This window comes from Desulfatibacillum alkenivorans DSM 16219 (genome assembly GCF_900142135.1).
GTDB classification, from domain to species: Bacteria; Desulfobacterota; Desulfobacteria; order Desulfobacterales; family Desulfatibacillaceae; genus Desulfatibacillum; species Desulfatibacillum alkenivorans.
The window spans coordinates 76837-97940 of record NZ_FQZU01000013.1 but is presented as its reverse complement, the minus strand read 5'-3'; the positions used below and the strand labels follow the sequence as shown (position 1 = coordinate 97940).

Sequence of the window (21104 nt, the reverse complement as noted above, 5' to 3'; positions counted from 1 at the left end):
TTTATTCGTCAATTTTTACGGTGTATTTCACGCTGCCGGACAGGCCCGGTTCCAGGCTTCCGCCATAGGTCCAGGTCACCGTGCCCATGGCGCCGTCGGCAGGCTCTGTGATTGCCGTTTCCGTAAGGCCCGCCGGGGTGTTTTCAAATTCGGCGGAGCCTCCCACGTAGGTGGAGTAATCCACCACATCGTCCACTACCTTTACGTTGGTTATGGTTCCCGTGCCCTGATTGGCGAAGGTAATGCGGTATACCGCGCATTCTCCGGGCTCGGCGTCTTTCAGGATTTCGTAGGTTGCGTCAATGACCAGTTCGTCCGACAGGTCTCCGTCACAATCCGTGTCGATGGCGGCTTCTTTGGCCGCCGTGACCTCGCCCGCGCCTTCACCGCCGGTCAGGACCACCCGGGTGATGTCGGTAACGGTGCGCGTCTGGATATTGGGGCCGGATTGCAGGCTGGCTGTAAATACGGTCGTGTCGCTCCAGCCGTCGGTCACCAGGTTGGGAACCACCGTGCGCATGAAAAAGGTATATTCGCCCGTGGCAAAGGAAGTTCCGTTGGTGTACCTGGCGTCTCCGGCGTCCAGCTGTCCGGATCCGTTGGTGTCGTAGTAGACGGTCCAGACAAGGCTCTGGGCGGATGCAGCGCTAAAGGAGAGATCCGCCGTGGTTCCGGCGGCGTAGACGTCCACCTGGTGGATGTAATGGATGCTTGTCCCCGCCTGGGTGGTCTGCTCGTGATTAGGCGTAAACAGCATGCCGAACACGGTGACCGTGGCGGACGACTTGGCAGAAGCGGGATATTGCCTTCTTTCGTCCGGGTCTGCGCTTTCCTTGGAAAAATAGGAAACCACGCCGGCCTGGTTGGTCAGTTGGGTTCCGGCTTTCACGCGATCGTCCACGGTGGCTTGGTATTCGATCACCAGGCTTTCGCCGGGCAGGATGGCCTGGGCGTCCGTAAGGGTCCAGGAAACCGATCCGGCGGCCGCGTTAAAGTTAAGCGGCGCCAGGGCGACCGGCGCTCCGCCCAAGGTTGCCGAAACAAAAGCCGGCGCCGTCATCCTCATGCCTGCGGGCAGGGTGTCTGCGACCACCGTGTTATAGGCTGCTGCGTCGCCGGTGTTGGTGATGGTAATTTCGTAAGAGACGTTTCCCGAGGGATTGACCAGTTCGGTCTGCCCCGCCGCCAGGGCCTTGGCGGATTCCAGGACCGGCTGCACAATGTCTATGCTGACGGAATCGCTTAACTGCTGGGCCGAATTATCGTACTCCACATAGTTGAGGTCCGCAGCATTGGACACGGTCTGGGTGGACGGCGTGAGGCCGAAGCCCACGGCGTCGGCTATCCTGGCGCGATACACAATGGTGAAGGCATCCACGCCCGCCGTGTTTGCGTTGGCGTTGGTCACGTCGCCCATGGTCCAGGTTACGGTTCCGGTCTGCCCGGTAGCGGGCGTATCGCCGGACGGAATATCGGTATAAGTAAAGTTGTTCGCGCTGGAGTACGGCGCCGCCGCGTCCCCGTTCAGGGACACGGTGTCGTAAAAAGCCAGGCCGGCCGGAAGAGCGTCTTCCACAACCAGGCTGCTTGTCACGCCCTCGGTCAGGCCCACGGTCAGGGTGAAGGTGACCAAGTCGCCGATGCGCACGTCATTATCCGCCGGGCCGTAGGTGTCGGAGGTGCGAGCCTTGGAAAAAGTCGTGTCATCCCTGTTGGTTGTTGTGAACGAATCGGAATCCGTGTAGTCGTCCACGCCGCCGGCGCCGTCCCGTTCGCCGGCGTTTGCGCCGGACAGGGAGGTCCAGTCAATATCCAAGGTGTTGGCGAATTCCTGGCCCGGCTCCGCAGCGCTTAAAACCTCCACCTGATAGGTGAACTGCAAGGAGGAGTCGGCAGCCAGATCAATGCTCAAGGGCGTAGCCTGGGTGCGTCCCCAAACCAGGGTCTCGGCGTTTCCGGCTGTTCCGTCGCCCGTAACGTCCGGGGCGGTCGTGATATCGCCAACAGGAAGATCAGCCGTGAGAGCCAGGCCTTCGGGCAGGGAGTCCTGAATATTGATGTCGTAAGCCGTAAAGGCGTTCGTATTTCCGTTTGCAATGGTGACCCGGTATTCCAGGATGTCGCCTGCGTCAGGCGCGGTCATGGAGGAAAAGTCTCCATCGCTCCGGGTGATGTTCCGGCCTTCCTTGGTTACCGTGAGCTGGGGTTCAAGGACCGTAAAGGAAACGGCGCCCGCGTTGATCGTGGTGGTCGCCGCGGTTTCTCCGTTGTCGTAGGTGACCGTTCCCAGGTTGTCGTGGGCGGTTCCGGCCTGGTTGTCCGCAACGTTGTCTATACGGGCTGCGTAATTGATAACGATTCGTGGGTCCAATACGCCGCCCAGGGTGTCGTCTTCCTCGTCCGTAATCACGGTTCCGAAATTCCAGATAACGGTTCCTGTCGCCTGATCCGCGGCGAATGCGATGAGCGCGGCTTCCACGTCATTGGAGTCGGCGAAGCCTGCTACGGCGGAGCCGTTGACGGAAAGGATTCCGGTGAAGGTATACGTCACGTCATAGGTTGCGTTGTTTTCCAACACCAATCCCGCCGATCCGGCGTTTAGCTGGTCCGTGACCACGAGGTCGTTGGTTGTGCTTTCGGGCAGATCAATGGTGATGGAAAAAGCGCGCCTGGCGCCGGGAACGTTTGCAGGAAATCCCGCGACAAGGCCTTCATCCGCCTTGGCTGCGGTAATTGGATCAACGTCAATGCCCACGTCCAGGGCGACATTGAACACATCGGAGTCTTCATAGTCGTTCAAGCCGCCGTCGCCGGGAATGTCGCCGTTTCTCATGCCCAAAGCCGCGCCGTCGGCGCCGATGGTTCCGGTAGCCGTATTCAGAGCGACGGAGTCATCCGCCAGAGAAGTCCAGGAGCAATAGGACGTGTTGGACAGGTTCTCCTGGGGCTGGACGTCCGTATCCACCAAAATGGAATAGGTAAACGTCTTGGACTGGCCTGCATTTAAGGTATCGTACACAAAAAACGGGGCGTCGGCGTTGGATTCGTCCACGGTGTCCGGGATGGTTCCGCCCACTTCGCCCGCGACATAGTTGAAATCCTCGGCGGTGAAGTCTTCGGTCACGCGCACATTGTGGGCCGTCACCGTGCTTGTGTTTTCCACCGTAATGCTCACCGTCAGCTTGTCGCCTGCGTCCACGTTAGCCGAAGGGCTCACTTCTCTTGTGATCGTAACGGCCGGCTCGCGAACCACCAGGTTGACGTCCACCAGTTCCACGGTCTGGGGCACGGAGTTGAGTTCATACCTCACCTCGGCGTCGGTGTTGTTCAGATTGGTTCCGGCCTGGTTTCCGGCCGTGTTTTCCACCCGGGCGATGAAATTGACCGTGATGGTCTGCTCGCCTGCGGCCGGGGTCAGGGTTTGATCGCCGAATGCGCTGAAATCCCATGTAATGACCGACTGGCCGCCATTATCCGTGATGGCGGGGACGATGTTCCCGCCTGGAATAAATCCCGCCGGCAATGAGAATGTGGAACCTTCAATGGCCGTGAGGCCGTCGGGCAGAGTGTCTTCCAAAACCCAGTTTTCCAGGGTGGACGGAGGCACGGTGAATTTGAGTTGATATTGCACTTCCTCGCCGATGACCACGTCCTGAGGGCCGGCAAAGGGAGCGCCGCCGCCCAGGGGCGTGTAGGACGCGGCCAGGATGGCTTTGGAGCCGGTGACGTCCACGGCTTCAATGTCCGCGTCCGCATTGGCTGTGACGGAATAATCCCTGGCTCCGGCTTCCTCGCCGCTGGCAACGTCCATACCGCCGGTCTGGCTGCCCGACGCCTCGTCCAAGGTGTCGTAGGTTACGGTGGCCGTGTTCTGGATGGTTTCGTTGGGGTTGACCGTGGTTCCGACGTACACCTGATACTTGAAGGTCACGCTGTCCGTGGGGTCCATTTTGTCCAGGGCGGCGTTCATGGAATCGTCAAAGGAAATAGCTGCGCCGTAACCGCCAAAATTTTGCTCTCCAATATCCCCGCTGTCCGTAATGCCGTCTCCGTCGTTATCCAATCCGTCCACAGCCATGTTCAGCAACTGGAATTTGGCATTTACGGCGTCCGATACTTCCACGTCGTAGGCTGGCGCGCGGCCCGCCGCGTTTGCGATAGTGATGGAGTATTCCAGAGTGTCGCCCGCCGTCGCCGAAGTCGAGTCCGCGTAACCTACCTCGCCTTCGGTAAGGTTGCGCACCTGCTTGGTTATGGAGATGCTTGGGGTGCTGACAGTGACGGTGTCCTGCCTGTCGGCCTCGAGTGTGAAGCCGGAGGTGGATGTGTTGTAGGTGGTACCCAGATAGGCGAACTGAGCCGAGGCCGTGTTGGTCAGTTTGGTTCCATCCACGTTATTGCCGCTTTCGGCGTTCTGATCCTGGTTCATCACACGGGAGCCCACTATCATGCGGAACTCGGCAGTGGCCCCGAATACCGTAAAGTCGTCCACATCCATGACGACATTTCCCGTGCCATAAGGCGCCGGGGCTGGCATGGAGTTGATGGCGGCCCCATTGGGAGAATCTGTGGCAGCCGCGCCCAGGATGCCGGTTCCTGTGGCCATGGCGTCAGTCACGGTGATATTGGTGACGGATTCGCCTCCGTCCATGCCGAACCAGGTGGCCAGAATTTCGTGGGTAACATCTTCACCGATAAACACCCCGGGGTCGACTGAATCGGCTTCTGTGGTGGAAACCAGGTTTTTTTCCATACGGAACCCGACAATCCGGGCCCGGATGGTGTCCAGGGAGTATAGATCGACGTCCGCGCCGGAGGCGTCCTTTATCATGCCCTCCACCTGGGCGTGAAAGGTCAGGGGATTGGTTTCATTGGCCACGGTGAGGTTGAATGTGATAGTCCGGCTGGCCCCTGCGTTGATGGAGGCCAGGCTCAAGGTGTAGTTGCCGCCGCCGTTGTCGGTCATGCCGCCGCTTCCGGTTACCGTAAAGCCGGAGCCCACATCCACCGTCAGGGTTCCGTTATTTGCTGTTGCGTCGCCGCGGTTGCTGATCCGAATGGCAAAGGTTTCCGTATCGCCTGTTCCGCTGACAGTCCTTACGATGGAAACGCCCGGGTTGATATCAATATCCAGGTCCGGGGTGCGGGGATTGACGCTCACGTTATCCGTTGCGCTAAAAGAGGCGCCGCAGGTGTTTTCGTAATCCAGGGTGACCGCATTGTTGCTGGTAGCCGGAAAAGCAGGGTCGAGCCCGTCGCCGGCGGTTTCCTGGCGGTCGTCCTGGTTTTCGGCGGAGTCAATCGACCCGGTCTGGACTATCTGGAAAGTCAGGGTGGCGGATTCTCCGTACCGGAGGAGCGTCAGCAGAGGATCAAAGGTGAAAATCGGCGCCGAAGCCGAACCCGTGACTGTCGGGTTGCCTACAAATACGCCGTTATGATCCAGGGTTGGCGTAAAGGCCGATGTATCAATACTGAAGCCCGCGGGCAAATCATTGGTAAGCACCAGGTTTTCGGCCGAGCCGCCGCCGTTGGTTACGGTAATGACCACCTTGCCGTTGACGTCCGGCGGGGCGGTTTCCGCCAGGTTGGTGATCGCCTGGGTGATATTGACCGCGTTGCTGAAATCGGGCACGGTGACCAGATAAGCGGGGTCGTCGCCGTCATCCGGCTCGGTCAGGGGTGAGGCGCCGCAGCCCCACTGCGCATAGGCTGTGTTGGTCTGATTGGTGCAAACGCCTTGAACGGTTCCCTGAAAATAATAGCTAACGGAATTTCCCGCCGGGATGTCCGGGATGGACATATAGCCGGTATCGGTTCCGGCCAGGACGTCGGGACTGGAAAAACTTGCATTGTCGTCCCAGCGGGTGAGATCAAAATTCCCGCCGATGGCGTCCCGCAAGACCACGTTCTGAGCGGTTGCGCTGCCGTTATTGGCAATGTCCACCCGCCAGATAAGCGTGTCGCCCTGCCCGCCGTAGACAGTATTGGCGCGGTCGGCTTCTCCGTCTCCGGCCGTGACGTTCCAACCGGTTTTCGTGACGGTGATTTCGGGCCGGTCAATGGGCACGTCAAAGCCTGCTCCGCCCGCCACGCCGGTGCCCACGCCATCGCGTTCGCAGGGCTTTTCCCAATTGGCCGCGGCGGAAATAAGCTGGTTGGCGTTGAACTCCTCCTGGGCGGAGACCTGAAAAGAAATGACATAGACGTCCCCGATATCCATGTCCTCCAAAGCCGCGACATAGTAGGTCTGCCCCGAATCGGACGTCCAGGTGAGATCGGCGCCGGATTCATTAGGATTGGCAATGCCCACGGGACCCCCGCCGTTAATGCTGAGGGTTGCGCTCCCCGGAACGTAATCCAGGCCGGTGGTTCCCAGGTTTTGGGTAACCACCACGTTGTAGTTGTGGGTCCGTCCGTTGTTCTTGAGGGTCAGGTTGATGTTTCCGCTGCCGCACAAAGTCACGCCGCCCGATGCGTTGGTCAGAGTCATGAGGGAGGGCGGTTGGGTGAATACAGGCACCGTGGCCGCCGTTTCCGTCTCGCACGCAGTGTACACAGCGGAATCATCATAGAAGCCGTATTCGGCAATGACATTGCTGGCGTTGGAAAAATCGCAGGACTGGCCCGTGAGTTCCGCGTTCACCTGCACTTCCGCCACCTGGTTCGGGGCGAGAGAACCCAGTTCCCAGGTGATATCCCAGGTCGCTCCGCCGTCCGCCGTGACCGGGGCGCCCGCGCCTCCGTCCACGGTGGAACTGACGTAGTTGAACATTTTGTCCAACTCTTCCGTAAGGATGACGTTGTAGGCCGTTCCCGAACCTTTGTTGGTGATGTAAAAGGTCCACATGAGCTCCCCGGAACTGGCCTGCACCTGGGCCGGGGTGGCGTTCACCCTGAGATCGCCTGCCAGCTGCACGGTGGGAGAGTCGCCTGCAGTGTCCGAGCAGGGCTGGCCGCAGTCGTCTTCGTAATCCACCCGGGCGGATATGGAATAGTCATTGGTGCAGGTTTTTACTGCATCAAAATATATATCGCCTGACTCACCCGAGCCCAGCGGAGCGGCGAACGTGAATGTCAAATCGTTCCCCACATGGGAAACCGATGGCGTCTGGGCGCCAAAGCCCACGTAGGTGGGATTTCCCAGGTATTCATAGTTGGAGGTGTCTACGGTCACCACCACATTGTTGGCGTTCCATGCGGTCAGCTTGTCAACGCTTACGTGAACCGGCTGAGTGTCCGCCGAGGTCAGAGGCTGGGACCTGGAAACGGAATTGGTTTGCAGATCAATGCCAATATCCAGAGCCGCACGGGAAACGGGAACCTGTACTCCCAGGAAAAAACGGCTGCCGCCCGCTTCGGAGCATCCGGCCGTGGATTGGGAAACGTAAACCTCGGTTTCCGACAAGAAAGAGCCGGCTGGCTCGCAAGGCGTGAGAGCTGCGTTGCTGACAGTGAGTTCGTACTGAAAGGTCACGGACTTGCCGGCTACGGCGTCCCCGCCCGTCACGGCGTTTAAAAAGCCCAGGTCTACAGTCAGCGGCGAGACCGAGGTTATATTCGCTCCGGGAACGGAGGTGAATCCGCTTCCTGCGTCATATGTCAGGGAGTTTGCCGCATAAACCTGGCCGCCCTGCATGTCGTCCTGCATGTAAGAATTGGTCCATACGCCGGCGCTGCCTGCATCAAAGTTCAACACAACGGAGTATTGGACGTCGGACGAAGGGCAAACGTTGAAACTGCCCTCAGCCAGGGTATTGAGAATTTCTTTGGTTTCGTCCAGTTCCACGCCCGCCGGCGGCTCTTTGCTTTGCAGATACATGCTTGCGGAAGCGCTGGCCGACTCGGGACAGGGGCAGGAGGTCTGGGCGTTGATGATATTGGCCGTGTTGTTGATGTAGGCGCCCGCCTCGCAGGGGTCGTTGGTTGTGACGGTTTCAATGATCAGACTGGGAGACGCGGCCGCCTGAGCCGGGGTAAGGGTCCAGGTGAGCGTGTTCCCGGTCAGGTCGATTGTCCCCACGGGAAGAGGTGCGACCGTCGCGGGATTAATCAACGTGGAGGGGAAGACGTCCGTTATTATGATATTGCCCGTCCATTCAGCCGCTTCGGTCAGGGAGGGCGTGATGGTGAACTCCACCCGTTCGTTCAGGAAGACGCGCTCGGGGTCTCCGCCGTCCGGGGTGTAGGTCATTTCCAGGTCAATGGTCGGGCCGGTCTGACTGTCGTAAGAGGCGTAAACCACCGGAGGCGCAAATATGTCGCCGCAGGCGTTGGTATAGGCCGGGGAGAAAATCAGCATGCCGGAGGCGCCGCCGCAGGGGTCCGAGGCGGCAAGGGTTATGGTCAGGGTTTCCGTATCTCCCGGGGCGATGCTTCCGCCGTTCAGGGTAAAGCCGCCCGAGCCGTCATGGGTCCAGCCGGCGGATACGCTGTCCACTACCACGTCGCCGGGAAGGCTTGTGGAAATCGTGAAGTTGTAGGCGGTCCCTCTCGTTCCCACTGGCGAATCCACGTTCTGGATCGTCAGGGCCATGTCGCCGGTTCCGCAATAATCCAGGGAAGCATTGGCGGTTCCGATGGAGATGTTGGGCTGCTTGAGCGTCAGAAAGGGCGAATTGTCGTCCGTGTAAACCGTGCCGGGATCGCAGGGATCTTCCGCCTCCACGTCTATGGCCAAATCGTCGCACCCCGCCACATCCAACTCAAAGGTAAACTCCCGGCTTTCGCCCGCCGGTATTTCCCCGGTGACGATTTCATATTGACCGCCGTTCAGGGACGGAGTCAAAGTCCCGCCTACCAGCGAAGGATTGGAGAAATCCGCCCCCCAATTGGCGTTGAAGTTTATTTTGAATAGCGAGCCGTCGCCGTCGTTGGTAATCCTGGCGGTCAATCGGACCGTATCGCCCACCTCCACATTGAAGGGATTGGGGGACACGGCGATTAAATCCACCAGAATGAGGCCGGATTTGATGGTCACCAGGGAGGTGTTGGAATCCGGGGATTCGGGCTCGTCGTAGTTTGCGGTTACGGAAATCAGCTGCTGGCCGGGCACCGCGGTGCAATCCGTGGCCAGGCGATAAGTCATGTTGATGCTGTCCCCGGGGGCCAGGGTCAGGCCTTCGTTGAAATTGATGATAAAAGGATCGCCGGCCGTAACATTTGGGGTAAGGCCTGCGTCATTGGTCAAGGTTCCGGCCACGTAGGAGAAGCCCGCCGGAATATCCACGGAAAATGCGACGTTAGTGGAAGTCAGGGCTGTGGGGTTGGACGCGGCAAGTTGGTAGGTTTGCCCCTGGGAGCCTGCAATGGAGTCATTGATAAAGGCGTCGGGTATGGTTTGGGTGATGGAAAGCGGGCCGGCCAGCGCGGTCGAAGCGAGGGAGCACACTACCATTAATGTCATTAATACATGGCGATACATCGAATACAGCCTGATTTAACTTTTTCTAACAGAGATGGAGCATGAACAGCACAGAGGGACCGCCATGCATAGTTGGTATGAGCATAAACTAAGGTCATTTTTCCTGTCAACATTTTAAATGATAATCATTATCGCACTTTGACCCGATAAAAAGGGGCGGAGGACCCGGCAGGAGAAAAGGAATAACTACTTGATTTATTGACTATTTCTAATAAAAGGGAAGGATGGCGGCCGACTTTTTTAGAGAATAGTGATGAACTCTATAGCAATTATTAGGATTACGATTGCACACGCCGGACTACATTTCAATTTATCCACCCTTTGTTGCTGGTTGTGAGTAATTTAATACAGTAATTATAAAATTTAACGAAATTTATATGTATTCCTTAAAAGCCGCTTCACAAAATCATCGACTGGGCAAAATCAGCCGCCTGTTCTTCAATGGCTTAATTTAATAATAAAAATTAAAATTCGATATTTTTATCCAAATTTTAACTAAGCTCTTTAGTCTAGTCGACCCATATTATATCAGGCTTCAATTGATAATTGAAACATGTTCAGGACTTAAAAATACCACTCTGAATATTTTTTCCATTGGCGCCCACAGGTAAAAAGGGGGAAATGCAAAAAAAATGCATTTCCCCCCAAAAAAGCCGGATTACTCAAAAATACTGCCAGAAATTTCTGTCCGGAGTCTTTATTCCTCCTCGGAGGCCGGGTCGGCCGGTACGATTTCCGGGGCCCCGTCTTCGGGAACCGGCTGGGTTTTGAGAACGTTGATTTTCTCAATGGCTTCGGCGGCGCCCTTATGCCCCGCCTTGGCGGCCGCCCCCAGAGTCTCCAGGGCTTTTTCCATGTTTCCCGCCTGGGCCTGGGCCAAACCCAGGAGATAGACGCCGCTTGCATTGCCCGCCTTGGCGGTGACGGCGGCCCACCCCGCTGCTTTTTGCGGATCCTTTTCCTGAAGGAAGATCAGGGCCAGCTTGTTGATGGCCGGGGCGTACCCTTTTTTTCCGGCCTTGGCCAGCCACTGTTTGGCCGCTTCTTTATCCTGTTCCACGCCCGCGCCCGCCAGGTAGCAGTTGCCCAGGTTGCTCATGCACAGGATATTCCCCAGAGCGGCGCCTTTGCTGAACCATTCAACGGCTTTTGCCGGGTCTTTTTCAACGCCCAGGCCTTGAAAATACATGAGGCCCAAGGTTGCGCAGGCGTTTCCGCTGCGCCTTTCCGCGGCCCATTGGAGCCAGGTGAAGGCTTTGTCAAGGTCCCGGGGCACGCCTTCTCCGCGGTAGTACATCTGCCCGACCGTATTGGCGGCGGCGGGGGAGCCTCCGTAGGCCGCCTTAAGCCGCCATTCAAAGGCCTTGGTCAAATCCTGGGCTGTTCCTAGCCCCTTATAATAGGCCTCTCCCACCACAATCTGCGAGACCATGTGGCCTTTTTCCGCGGATTTCAGGAACCATTCAAAGGCTTTTTCCGGATCCTTGGAAGTTCCTACGCCCATTTTATAATAGGAGGCCAACAGGGCCATGGCTTTGGGGTCCTCCTGGGCGGCGGCTTTTTGGGCCCATGCAAAGGCTTTGGGATTGTCGGTCTCTCCAAAAAAGCCTTTAAGGTAGCCCGCCGAAAGCAGCATCTGGGCGGGAATGTAACCGCTGTTTCCCGCTTGTAGAGCCCAATCCAGAGCCTTTTGCGCATCCTTTTCCACGCCTGCGCCGCCAAGATACATCCTGGCCATTTGCATTTGGGCTTCAGGATCGCCGGATTGGGCTTTGGCCTTAGTCTGCACCAGGACGTCGTCCTCCACCGCGGCTCTGAGAGCGTAGTTTTCCGCATCCTGACGAATTTCCGTAAAAGGGGTGCACTCTCCGGCCGCCGCATTATCTTTTAACTTTTCCGCTGAAGGGGAGGCGATCTTGAACGTTCCCACGCGGGTGGTGGTTTCATCGCCAGGCCCGCCCAGCGAAATGACCACATAGTCCGTAAAGCCCGGCTCTCCGTCCAGATCCACTTCGTGGCGATGCTGCAGGGACACGGAGTTTTGATTCTGGGTGCTCAGGTCCATGACCAGTTTATAGGGGCCTTCAGGAGCGGAAAAAAGGCGGCAGTTGGCCGTCGCCCCGCTGGCCTGGCCGGCTTCCATGACGCCCAGTTCCTGGCCGCCGATGCTCAGTTTGACTTTCAGGACGGCCATGGGGCTTTGTTTGACGACCTTGACCACCAGGTCTGAAGCCCCTGCCTGGACGACCTGGTTTGAGGCCGATGGTCCGTCCTCGGCATGGCGGCACCCTGAGATGACCACTAATGCCAGAAGAACGAAAAACAGGGCTGCCCCGAATTGTTTAAAGGCTTTTTTTTCAACGGCGGCGAAATTCGGCGGGAAGAACATCATGAGGCGTTTCATAGGCGATTATTCCATCAACATTCATTCAGGTTAAGGCCATTTTTCTCGCCCGGCGATCATGCGGGCGGTTCCCATTTTTTTTTGCATGATACCACAAGGAAGAGCGCGGGTCCATGGGGTGAATTGGCCTTGGCAGAGGGCGTCCAGGGCGCCGGCCTGGCCGCGAACGCGCAGAAAAACGTCTTGCCAAAAAACAGGGAACATGGCAAAAATCGAGCATGAGAACAGAATATTACTGTGCGCTTTTCTCCTTGAGGGAAGCAGCGCACGCCAAAATCCGGCAATTATAAACTAAGGAACAGGAGCCTTATGAGCGACAAACAGGTGATTTATTCCATGGTGGGCGTTGGGCGGGTGCATCCCCCCAACAAACAGGTTTTACGGGACATCTCCCTGGGTTTTTATTACGGCGCCAAAATCGGGGTGCTTGGCCTCAACGGGTCGGGAAAGAGCACCTTGCTGCGAATCATGGCCGGGCTGGACAACGATTATCTGGGAGAGACCATGCTCTCCAAAGGATATTCCCGGGGGCTTTTGGAGCAAGAGCCTGCACTGGATAATGAAAAAACCGTCAAACAGGTCGTGGAGGAAGCGGTGCAGCCCATCGTGGATCTGCTGGCCCGGTTTGAGGAGATCAACAACTCCTTTGGAGATCCGGACGCAGACATCGACGCCCTGGTTGAGGAGCAGGCCAAGGTCCAGGACGCCCTGGACGCCGCCGACGCCTGGACATTGGACAGCAGACTGGAACTGGCTATGGAAGCGCTGCGGTGCCCGCCGCCGGACACGCCGGTTTCGGTGATTTCAGGCGGTGAAAGGCGGCGGGTGGCATTATGCCGCCTGTTGCTTACGGAGCCGGACATCCTGCTTTTGGACGAGCCTACCAACCACCTGGACGCGGAAACCGTGGCCTGGCTGGAAGGGCATTTGCGGGATTACAAGGGCACGGTCATCGCAGTGACGCATGACAGGTATTTTCTGGACAACGTGGCCGGCTGGATTCTCGAACTGGACCGGGGGCACGGCATTCCCTGGAAAGGAAACTACTCCTCGTGGCTTGAACAGAAAAAAGACCGCCTGGAGAAGGAGGAAAAAGCCGAATCCAAACGCCAGCGCACCCTGGCCAGGGAGTTGGAGTGGATCCGCATGAGCCCCAAGGCCAGGCAAGCCAAAGGCAAGGCCAGGGTCAACGCCTACGAAAAACTCTTGGGCGCTGAATACGAAAAACGGCGGGAGGATCTGGAAATTTACATCCCCCCCGGGCCCAGGCTGGGGGATAACGTCATTGAATTTAAAAACGTATCCAAAGCCTTTGAAGACAAGCTGGTTATTGACAACCTGTCCATGCTTATCCCGCCAGGCAGCATCGTGGGCGTAATAGGCCCCAACGGCGCCGGCAAAACCACCATGCTCAAGATGATCACCGGCGCCATGACGCCCGACTCCGGAGAGATTGTCATCGGCCAGACCGTAAAAATGGCTTATGTGGATCAATCGCGGGATGTATTGGACGGCGAAAAATCCGTGTGGGAGGAGATTTCCGGCGGAAACGACATCCTGGTGCTGGGGGACAGGCAGGTCAACTCCCGGGCCTATGCGTCCAGCTTTAACTTCGCCGGGTCGGACCAGCAAAAGAAGGTCAAGACTTTATCCGGCGGCGAGCGCAACCGGCTTCATATGGCGAAAATGCTGGCCCAATGCGCCAATGTCATTCTTTTGGACGAACCGACCAACGATCTGGACGTGAACACCTTGCGGGCGCTGGAAGAAGCCATCGACAATTTTGCAGGCAGCGCCATTGTGGTAAGCCATGATCGCTGGTTCCTGGACAGAGTGGCCACCCATGTCATCGCCTTTGAAGACGACAGCCAGGTCATCTATTATCCCGGAAACTTTTCAGACTACGAAGCGGACCGCCGCAAGAGACTCGGCTCCGCCGCGGACACGCCTCACCGGGTGCGCCATAGAAAGTTGACCAAATAGAAGGGAGCGGCGCAACGCCGCCGTGAACAGAGTCGGAACATACAAACGGCCCCGGGGAATCTTTTGAGGATTTCGCCAGGGCCGTTTTTTTTGTGTATGAATCAGGCTGGCTGTAAAATGCCGTGAGGCGCAGGCTATTCAGGAGCAGGCGTTTCCTGGGGGGCCGGGCCGATCTTTTTCATGTAGTAATCCGGGTACTTTTTGTTGAAGGCGCGGCCCAGACCGGCCAGCAGCAGCGCGGGAAGGCCCAACCGGAAAACCAGGGACCAGGGCAGGACGTCTAAAAAAGGATAAATCAGGGGCGTCAGGGCGAAGAGTCCGCAAACGACGAACAAAAAGGCCCAGAACTTGGTCATATGCTTGTTGATTTGCTTGAATATATCGGTCTCCCAGACCTCTTCGGGGGCGTCCTTTTTGGCGAAGAACGTGGTAAAGGGCGCTTTTCCGCCAATCAAAGGGATGACAGCCATGGCGAAAAGTAAAGTGTACAACAGGACTATGGCCAGCTTTCCGAAGACCACCCTGGGCTCCTGGGGAAGCAGCCAGACCCCGGCGGCTTCCAGGGCCAGGAAAATCACCATGGTTTTCAGGACGGGGGAGGCGGCGTCTTTCTTGGCCATCGACAAAAAATACAGAACAATAACGATTAGGCTGGCAAGGGAGGCGGCCCTGACGGGAAGCCCGATAAATCCAGTGGATTCTCCGGCGATCATAAACGCGGTAATGCAAAGAACAGGGATCATCTTAATTCGCCGAACAAAAGGGTTATCCGACCTTCAGGCATAATTCCGCCACTCTGCGGCCCAGTTTTTTTCCGTTCTCCAGAACAGCCTCGTCCGGCTTGCCCACGCAGGCCACGCCGTAATGCCCGGTGGCGCTCATGGGATCGCCCACGACGATCATGCCGTAGATGAACATGCATTGGATGATGGACAGCATGGTGGTTTCTTTGCCGCCGGCGGCGTCTCCCGAGGTGGTGAAGGCCGCCCCGACCTTGTTTTCCATTTGCTTGCGCGTACTGACAAAGTCGTCGAAAATCATTTTAAGCTCCGCCGCCATCCCCCCAAAATAGACGGGAGATCCTGCAATGACTCCGGCGGACTGGGTAAAATCCTCCTTGGCGACTTGTTCGGTGTTTTTCAAGACCGCGCTCACGCCGGGGACCGCATCCACGCCCGCGGCGACGGCTTCCGCCAAAACTCGGGTATTTCCCCCCTTGGAGAAATAAAGAACCAAAACCTGCATACAACGCTCCTGCTGCCTTATTTTCCCTTGCGGAACTCGTTCAGATGCCCGCGCACCTCCTGGAGCAGAGGCTGGGGGTATTCCTTGCCTGCCAGGTCGGTCCAGACCGATCTGGTCAGGTTCTTCAACTCACTCAATTCTTCGGGGGTTGATTGCACCAATTCCACGCCGTATTGCACCATGGCTTCCATGCATTTTTCGTTGGCGGCCCTGGATTTTTCCACAAACCGTTTTGTAATGTCCTCCCGAATGCCGCGAATGCTGGCCTGAGCCTCCCCGTCCACCTGGTTCCAGGCGTCCATGGAAATGACAATGGTCACGGGAGAGTAGCGGATCTTCATGGGGTTGACGTACCGGAACTTGGAGTAAAGCTGGGAGCCCACCACCCAAATGGCGGGGCCAATATTTCCGTCCGCCTGGTCCCGTTTGATCTCAACGGCCACGTCCGGCACATTGGTGGGAACGGGAATGGCTGAAAGGGCCAGCATCGTCTGGTTTTCCATGAATCCCGCCCAATTGATGCACCGAACGCCCCGGAAGTCTTCGGCTTTGGCCAGGGGCTTGGTGATGGAATACACCTGGTCGAAATCCTGGTCGGCCCATGTAATCAGGGCGAAGTTGCTTTTTTCCATATAGCCGTCAAAGACGTCCATCATTTTCTCGCGGATGTAATCCACTTCCTCATAGCTTTGGAACAAAAAAGGCAGGGAGAGGACGGAGAACTCTCTACAGGCAAGAAAGGTGCCGCCTCCGCTGAGACCGGCGCCCTGGAGCATGCCCTTGTCCACTTTTTCCAAAACGTGCACGTCGTCGCCCATGATGCCGCCCCAGTAGGTCTTTAAGATGACCTTGTCGCCGGAGGCCTTTCTGATTTCAGGCACCAGGATTTGGTCCACGTAGATGGCCCAGCCGACGTTTTTAGGCGCCAGGGTTCCGGTTTTCCACACTATCTGTGCGGCGTCGCCGGTTTCGGCATGGGTGCAAGGGGTGAATTGGAAGCATATTGCAAGCGCAAGGGCCAGGGCCAGGCAAAAGGAATAAGGTCGGCGCATTTGAGCATCCTCTTGATTAGGTCCGGAATTTCCACATTCCGGAGATTGGGCGTTGCAGCCAAGATTAGACAGGGGTCGGCGAGACTCCGGCAGTTATTAGAACGTGTATGATTCTATCTACCATTTTGTAGACCATAAGTTCAAGCCCAATTTCACTTTATCTGCAGGTTGGTTTTCCAGGACGGTCCGCGCAGTAAAAACCAGGTGAACAGGATGAAATGAGAACACAGGGGGCCTGGATCCCAAAAAGCCGGTTGAGCCGGTTTTCAGAAAGCCCTCCCGGCAGATGAATAGAGTCTATTTTCAGTTTATTACTTCCGAAAGCAGCCATTATTTCGTGCAGCCCTCTTTGTCCTTTTGAAAACTTCTTAAGACGTCGAGGGCCGCATTACCCCGAAAAACATTCTGCTTTTCGAGCACGAAATAATGTTGTCCATAGCGCCCATCCCCCAATGGGCGGCCATGGAAGCCGCCGCTTGGCCGGCGGCCCTTCCATCCAAGGCCCTTTTTAAAAAAAGGTTGAACAAGATGGCGACTGCAAGCACCTGCCTGCACAACGGATTTCCATTGAAAGTCAGCCTGGCGCGCTTGACAGCTTGAAACCCGGATCAAACACTGCTGGGGCCAGGGAGAAGCGAATCATTTTTGGACGTCCGTTGAATTTTACCGATAGAACCACATTTTTCTACAATAGTCAAGTTTTCAATTGGTTCCGGAGGCGAACGATTTTGGAGGCGCGGTGATGGGACTGGGTCAGGTATGCCAGGACTTCGGCGGCAGGGTAGGCTATTCCCAAAACCGCATGATAAAAGCCGGGGACGGCGAGGAATTGGTATAAGAATTCAAAGCCCTTGCCGGTATAAAACACCACAAAGAGGCGGCTTCCCAAATCCGTCCGGTTCAAGACGAACAAGGCTGTGTTGAGAACGGCGGTGAAGCTCCATGTGTAAAAAACGGCCAGAGACAGGGCGCGAAATCTGTGGGCGGCCCAGGGGATTCTCATGTGGAGGGCGGCGCCTGTCCAGGAGTAGAATCCAAAGGCGAAAAAGCTGAGGGCCAGGCAAAAGAGGCCGGAAAGAACCAGGACGGAGGCCAGGGCCAGGATCATGGAGACAATAATGGGGACGTTTGGGCGGAGAAAGAACAGGATGAATTCGTGGGGATCAAGCTCCTTGGAGAAGAGGAAGAAGATCATGGCCAGGAGGCAGGCGCCGCAAAGCAGGCCCAGTGCGAACTGGGCCGGGATTTTTCCTCGAGTCCATTTCAGGCCCGGGATGTCGTAGATGCTTTCCGCGGTATTCAGCCATGCAATAAAAGGCATTAGTTGGTCTGGGTTTCCATGCGCAGGACCAAGCTGTAGTCGCCCTTGTTGACCCCGGAGTTGATCTGGCTTTTGGAAAGGACCACCCCCGCCCCGCGAAACATGATGAAGTGGGAGAAAAACTGAAGGTCGTCCAGTCTTTGGCCGATGCCGAGGTTGTCCACATATTCCTTGTTTTTTCCTGGAATCACCATGGTGAGCTTGTTTCCTATCTGCTGATCCACCTCAATCTCCACGGTCTGGCCTTTTTCCGGCCCGGCGTCGTAGGTGATTTCCAGGGAGCAGATTTCGATGGGATCGTCGTCCATGGCTTCTTCGGCGGCGGCTTCGGCGGCTTCCATGAGAGCGGAGGTATCCTCTGCGCTGGGCGCCGCAGCGGCCGGTTGGTCCATGGCGGGCGGAGCCGAAGCGCTTCGAGGCGCGGCCGGAGGCGTTGCAACCGCATCTTGCCGCCTCCGTTCCATGCTCACGGAGAGGCCTTTGTTTCTCAGGAGGTCTTCAAAGAAGACCCTGACGGATTCTATTTGATCATCCGTAAACATGTCGTCCCGGAGCCAGGAATCGTATTGGGAAATGCCCTTATCCGGAGTTCCCAGGGCCATGTAGCACTTGAGGACGTTTTTCGCCGCCGGCACGCGAACGGATTCGTTGGGCACCAAGCGTTCAAACTCTACCAGGGCTCTTTCGAACTGCCTCAACTGGGCCAGGGCCACGGCGCCTTTAAAGGCGACGGCCCCTTTGTTCTTGTTTTGGGAGGTCGAAGTGGAAAAAAAGCCTTTAACCAGATCCTGAACATTGGAAGAAGCCATTTCCTCAGGGCTCGCCACATCGTCCAACTCCGTGATGTCTTTGTCGATCGCGGAGATTTTTTTGGTGATGGCGTCCAGCAGCTGTTCGCGGTTGGTAATATTGTCGTTCTTTTTTAGGAAGTTCGCTACAATCAGGTATTTTTTCTTAGCTTCCCCGTAAAGCCCTTGCTGGCGGTAGATCTCTGCTTCCTTGAAAAGGTTTTGTATGCGAGTTCTCAGATCCATCTGCGCCTCTACGGCCTGGTCGTCCTAACTCACAGGAGAGCCGCCAAGCCTAGTCCTTCATAAAATTCAATATCAGAGCGATCCGGGTAATTTGATTTACCAGATTCAGCTATTAAAATACAGCATTTTCTATGCGGCGCCTTTTTTCCTTCGCCGCATGTCGATAACGTGGACGTGGACCTTGTCCCTGATGCCTTTGAATGCCATATCCCCAACATGTGTTGCGCCGACGCTGTAGCTGATGTGCTTGAGGGTTTCCTTGGTTGTAAGGATTTGATCCCCCTTGGCCGAAGCGCACAACCGCCTGGCCAGATTCACCGCCGTGCCGATCACCGTATACTCGTAACGGGTTTTGGAGCCCACGTTTCCCACAAAGACTTCACCGGTATTCATGCCGACGCCCAACCCCAGCCGGGCGAAGGCGGGAGAGCGTTTGGCGAACTTGTAGCGCAGCTCCTGAAAATAGGTAACCATTTCGCGGGCCGTTCTTAAGCCGTTATCCGTGGGGTTTTCCAGGGCGATGGGCGCCCCGAAAAAGGCCATGACCTCGTCCCCGATGAACTTGTCGATACTGCCTTCATTGTCAAACACAGCCTTGTTCATAACGTTGTAGAACTCATCCAGAAACGCCATGATATCTTCGGCCTGGGCCACGTTAAGCATGTCGGAGAAGCCCCGAATATCCGAAAACAAAATGGTCAGCTTGACCTTTTCGCGAATCACGTTTGGACGCTGCCCGTCTTCTATTTTATCGACCAATTGGGCCACAATTTGAGGGGAATGCAGCTGCCCGAGCATGGTCTGCAGCCTGATTCTACGCTCTTTTTCCTGCAACAACAATGAGTTATGAATTGCCACGGCTGCGTTATTTGCAAAGATTGTCAAGAGCTTGAGGTCGTCTTCCGAAAAGGTCCAATCCCTGTCCACCAGGTTGACATTGAGCACGCCCACGTTTTTTTCCGCCATTTTCAGGGGCACGCACAAGGAGGAGCTGATGGTCCGCTCCTTTTGCGTGGCGCCGGGAAAGGCGGAAATATCCACCTGGCCGTTCAGCAGCAAGGGCTGGGAGTTGGCCGCCACCCATCCTGCAATGCTTTTTCCCAGCGGAATGAGAGCGTCCTGGGCGTACTCCGCCCCGGTTCCGAACGAGGCTTTGGTGGCCAGGATTTTGGAGCGGTGATCCAAGAGCATGATGGAGGAATGGTCGGCCCGGAAGCAGGTGAGCATTTCCTGGGTGATGGTGTCCAGGATGTCCGGCAGGTCCTTTTGCGAGTTAATGCCGGAGCTTACTTCCAGAAGAGCCCGCAGCACTTCCACGTTTCTGGAAAGCGTCTCTCTGGTTTTCCGTTCGATGGAGAAGGTTCGGGAAAAACTGAGGAGGTTTCGTTGCTGATAAATGACGTAGGCGCAGAACAACAGTATAAGGATGGACAGTGCAATGACATAGTTGATAAAAGTCGGAGCAATGTCGCCCTCAGTAGAGCTTGGCCAATATCCTGAAAATTTTAGGCTCAGGATTCCGAGAGTCAGGTAGAGAATGACCGCTACCGACATCAGGATCAGATGCCAGATCCGTTTTTCGGTGTTCCTGATCGTAGGGTCAACTTTTTCCATAATTACAACACATTGTATAAAAGTATCAACAGGTCAGCACTTCGAACGGGCTACGCCAGCCAAGAGAATCAGTGTGTCACCAAGAGAGACTATTAGCAACAAAAAAGAGTTCTTGCAAACTCTAGGCCTAAAAAAACACTAAATTTAGTGATTCACGGCGCAGCAAACCCCAAAACCATCACTCCAGCCAACATGATCAGGCTGCCAGGCGCCCGGTAGCGGGCGTCTTTTTCCTTGAATACCAGAATTCCATACAGCACGCCAAAGAACAAAGAGCTTCTTTTTACCGACACCATGTGGGCGGCCGGCGCCATGGATATGGCCAGGACGTGGGTGGCGATCATGCCGGCCTGGCTGGCGCCCAGGGCCCACATCAGCTTGCTTCCCAGCAAGCTGCGCACCCGTTTCAGGCCTCCCGGCCTTAATGCGACGATAACGGACAAAGCCAGCAGCACAGTGAAAAAATACACGCATCCCACATAAAGAGGGGAGGACAAGAGGATGAGTTTCTTTCCTCCCGACGCGGTGACGGAATAGATTGCCGCCACCCCCGCCATCATCAGGCACCCGGGTTCGCTGAAAAAATTCTTTACAGGCCCCAGAATGCCGGATTGTCTGTCCGTGGCCGTCAGAACATAGGCGCCCGCCGTCACCAGCCCGACGCCCGCCAATCCGGCGGAGTCCACTTTTTCGCCCAGGATGAGCCAGCCCGTAAGGATGATGAATCCGGGCGTCAGCGCCAAAAAAGGCACGGTCAGGGATAAAGGCGATCTTTTTAGGGCGCCCATGTACAAGAATAGAGACAGTATTTCCAGAGGGACCAAAGCAGCCAGCCACGCCAAGAACAGGGGCGGGTTGCTGGGCGTTTCGCCGGAAAAAATAAAAACCGCCAAAAAAGGACCGGCAAAGGCCAGGCGAGCCCAGGCCACAGTCAGCGAGTCTTCCTTGACCAACGCTTTTTTGCACAGCATGTCTGATGTCGCCAGACAGAACCCGCAGGCCAGAGCAAGCATGATCCACATTTATT

At 56.4% G+C, this 21104-nt stretch carries 10 protein-coding genes; 1 reads left to right on the top strand and 9 read right to left on the bottom strand.

Annotated features, from left to right (window positions below; translation table 11 throughout):
• Position 1: 1 nt before the first annotated feature.
• A complete protein-coding gene (locus BUE18_RS12435) occupies positions 2-9406 on the bottom strand; it encodes an isopeptide-forming domain-containing fimbrial protein (protein ID WP_170868342.1) in 9405 nt (3134 codons plus the stop codon).
• Positions 9407-10121: 715 nt separating this feature from the next.
• Positions 10122-11828, bottom strand: coding sequence for a tetratricopeptide repeat protein (locus BUE18_RS12430; RefSeq protein WP_073476110.1), 1707 nt, complete (start codon positions 11826-11828; stop codon positions 10122-10124).
• 309 nt (positions 11829-12137) lie between these two features.
• Here BUE18_RS12430 and ettA point away from each other — a divergent pair, with 309 nt between their 5' ends.
• Positions 12138-13811 (top strand): energy-dependent translational throttle protein EttA, encoded by a 1674-nt coding sequence (ettA, locus tag BUE18_RS12425; RefSeq protein ID WP_073476108.1) that lies wholly within the window; start codon positions 12138-12140, stop codon positions 13809-13811.
• A 134-nt stretch (positions 13812-13945) separates the two neighbouring features.
• On the opposite strand, the gene BUE18_RS12420 is transcribed toward ettA, so the two are convergent.
• From BUE18_RS12420 to BUE18_RS12390, 7 genes are all read right to left on the bottom strand, one after another.
• Positions 13946-14554, bottom strand: a complete 609-nt coding sequence (locus tag BUE18_RS12420) for a hypothetical protein (protein ID WP_073476106.1) — start codon at positions 14552-14554, stop codon at positions 13946-13948.
• A gap of 22 nt (positions 14555-14576) precedes the next feature.
• Positions 14577-15056 (bottom strand): flavodoxin family protein, encoded by a 480-nt coding sequence (locus BUE18_RS12415; protein WP_073476105.1) that lies wholly within the window; start codon positions 15054-15056, stop codon positions 14577-14579.
• A gap of 17 nt (positions 15057-15073) precedes the next feature.
• Positions 15074-16108, bottom strand: a complete 1035-nt coding sequence (locus BUE18_RS12410) for a TRAP transporter substrate-binding protein (protein ID WP_073476103.1) — start codon at positions 16106-16108, stop codon at positions 15074-15076.
• Between the two features lie 694 nt (positions 16109-16802).
• On the bottom strand, positions 16803-17429 hold the full coding sequence (locus tag BUE18_RS12405; RefSeq protein WP_073476101.1) for a hypothetical protein: 627 nt from the start codon (positions 17427-17429) through the stop codon (positions 16803-16805).
• Positions 17429-18463, bottom strand: a complete 1035-nt coding sequence (locus BUE18_RS12400) for a hypothetical protein (RefSeq protein WP_073476099.1) — start codon at positions 18461-18463, stop codon at positions 17429-17431. The genes BUE18_RS12405 and BUE18_RS12400 overlap by 1 nt, the downstream gene beginning before the upstream one ends.
• Positions 18464-18592: 129 nt before the next feature.
• Complete coding sequence (locus tag BUE18_RS12395) at positions 18593-20077, bottom strand: adenylate/guanylate cyclase domain-containing protein (protein ID WP_073476097.1); 1485 nt, start codon at positions 20075-20077, stop codon at positions 18593-18595.
• A gap of 152 nt (positions 20078-20229) precedes the next feature.
• Positions 20230-21099 (bottom strand): DMT family transporter, encoded by an 870-nt coding sequence (locus BUE18_RS12390; RefSeq protein ID WP_073476095.1) that lies wholly within the window; start codon positions 21097-21099, stop codon positions 20230-20232.
• Positions 21100-21104: the final 5 nt, after the last annotated feature.

Coding starts and splice junctions, on each gene's coding strand:
- BUE18_RS12415 (WP_073476105.1), bottom strand. CDS start 15,056: ATGCAGGTTTTGGTTCTTTATTTCTCCAAGGGGGGAAATACCCGAGTT.
- BUE18_RS12400 (WP_073476099.1), bottom strand. CDS start 18,463: ATGGATCTGAGAACTCGCATACAAAACCTTTTCAAGGAAGCAGAGATC.
- BUE18_RS12435 (WP_170868342.1), bottom strand. CDS start 9,406: ATGACATTAATGGTAGTGTGCTCCCTCGCTTCGACCGCGCTGGCCGGC.
- BUE18_RS12420 (WP_073476106.1), bottom strand. CDS start 14,554: ATGATCCCTGTTCTTTGCATTACCGCGTTTATGATCGCCGGAGAATCC.
- BUE18_RS12405 (WP_073476101.1), bottom strand. CDS start 17,429: ATGCCTTTTATTGCATGGCTGAATACCGCGGAAAGCATCTACGACATC.
- BUE18_RS12395 (WP_073476097.1), bottom strand. CDS start 20,077: ATGGAAAAAGTTGACCCTACGATCAGGAACACCGAAAAACGGATCTGG.
- BUE18_RS12430 (WP_073476110.1), bottom strand. CDS start 11,828: ATGAAACGCCTCATGATGTTCTTCCCGCCGAATTTCGCCGCCGTTGAA.
- BUE18_RS12410 (WP_073476103.1), bottom strand. CDS start 16,108: ATGCGCCGACCTTATTCCTTTTGCCTGGCCCTGGCCCTTGCGCTTGCA.
- ettA (WP_073476108.1), top strand. CDS start 12,138: ATGAGCGACAAACAGGTGATTTATTCCATGGTGGGCGTTGGGCGGGTG.
- BUE18_RS12390 (WP_073476095.1), bottom strand. CDS start 21,099: ATGTGGATCATGCTTGCTCTGGCCTGCGGGTTCTGTCTGGCGACATCA.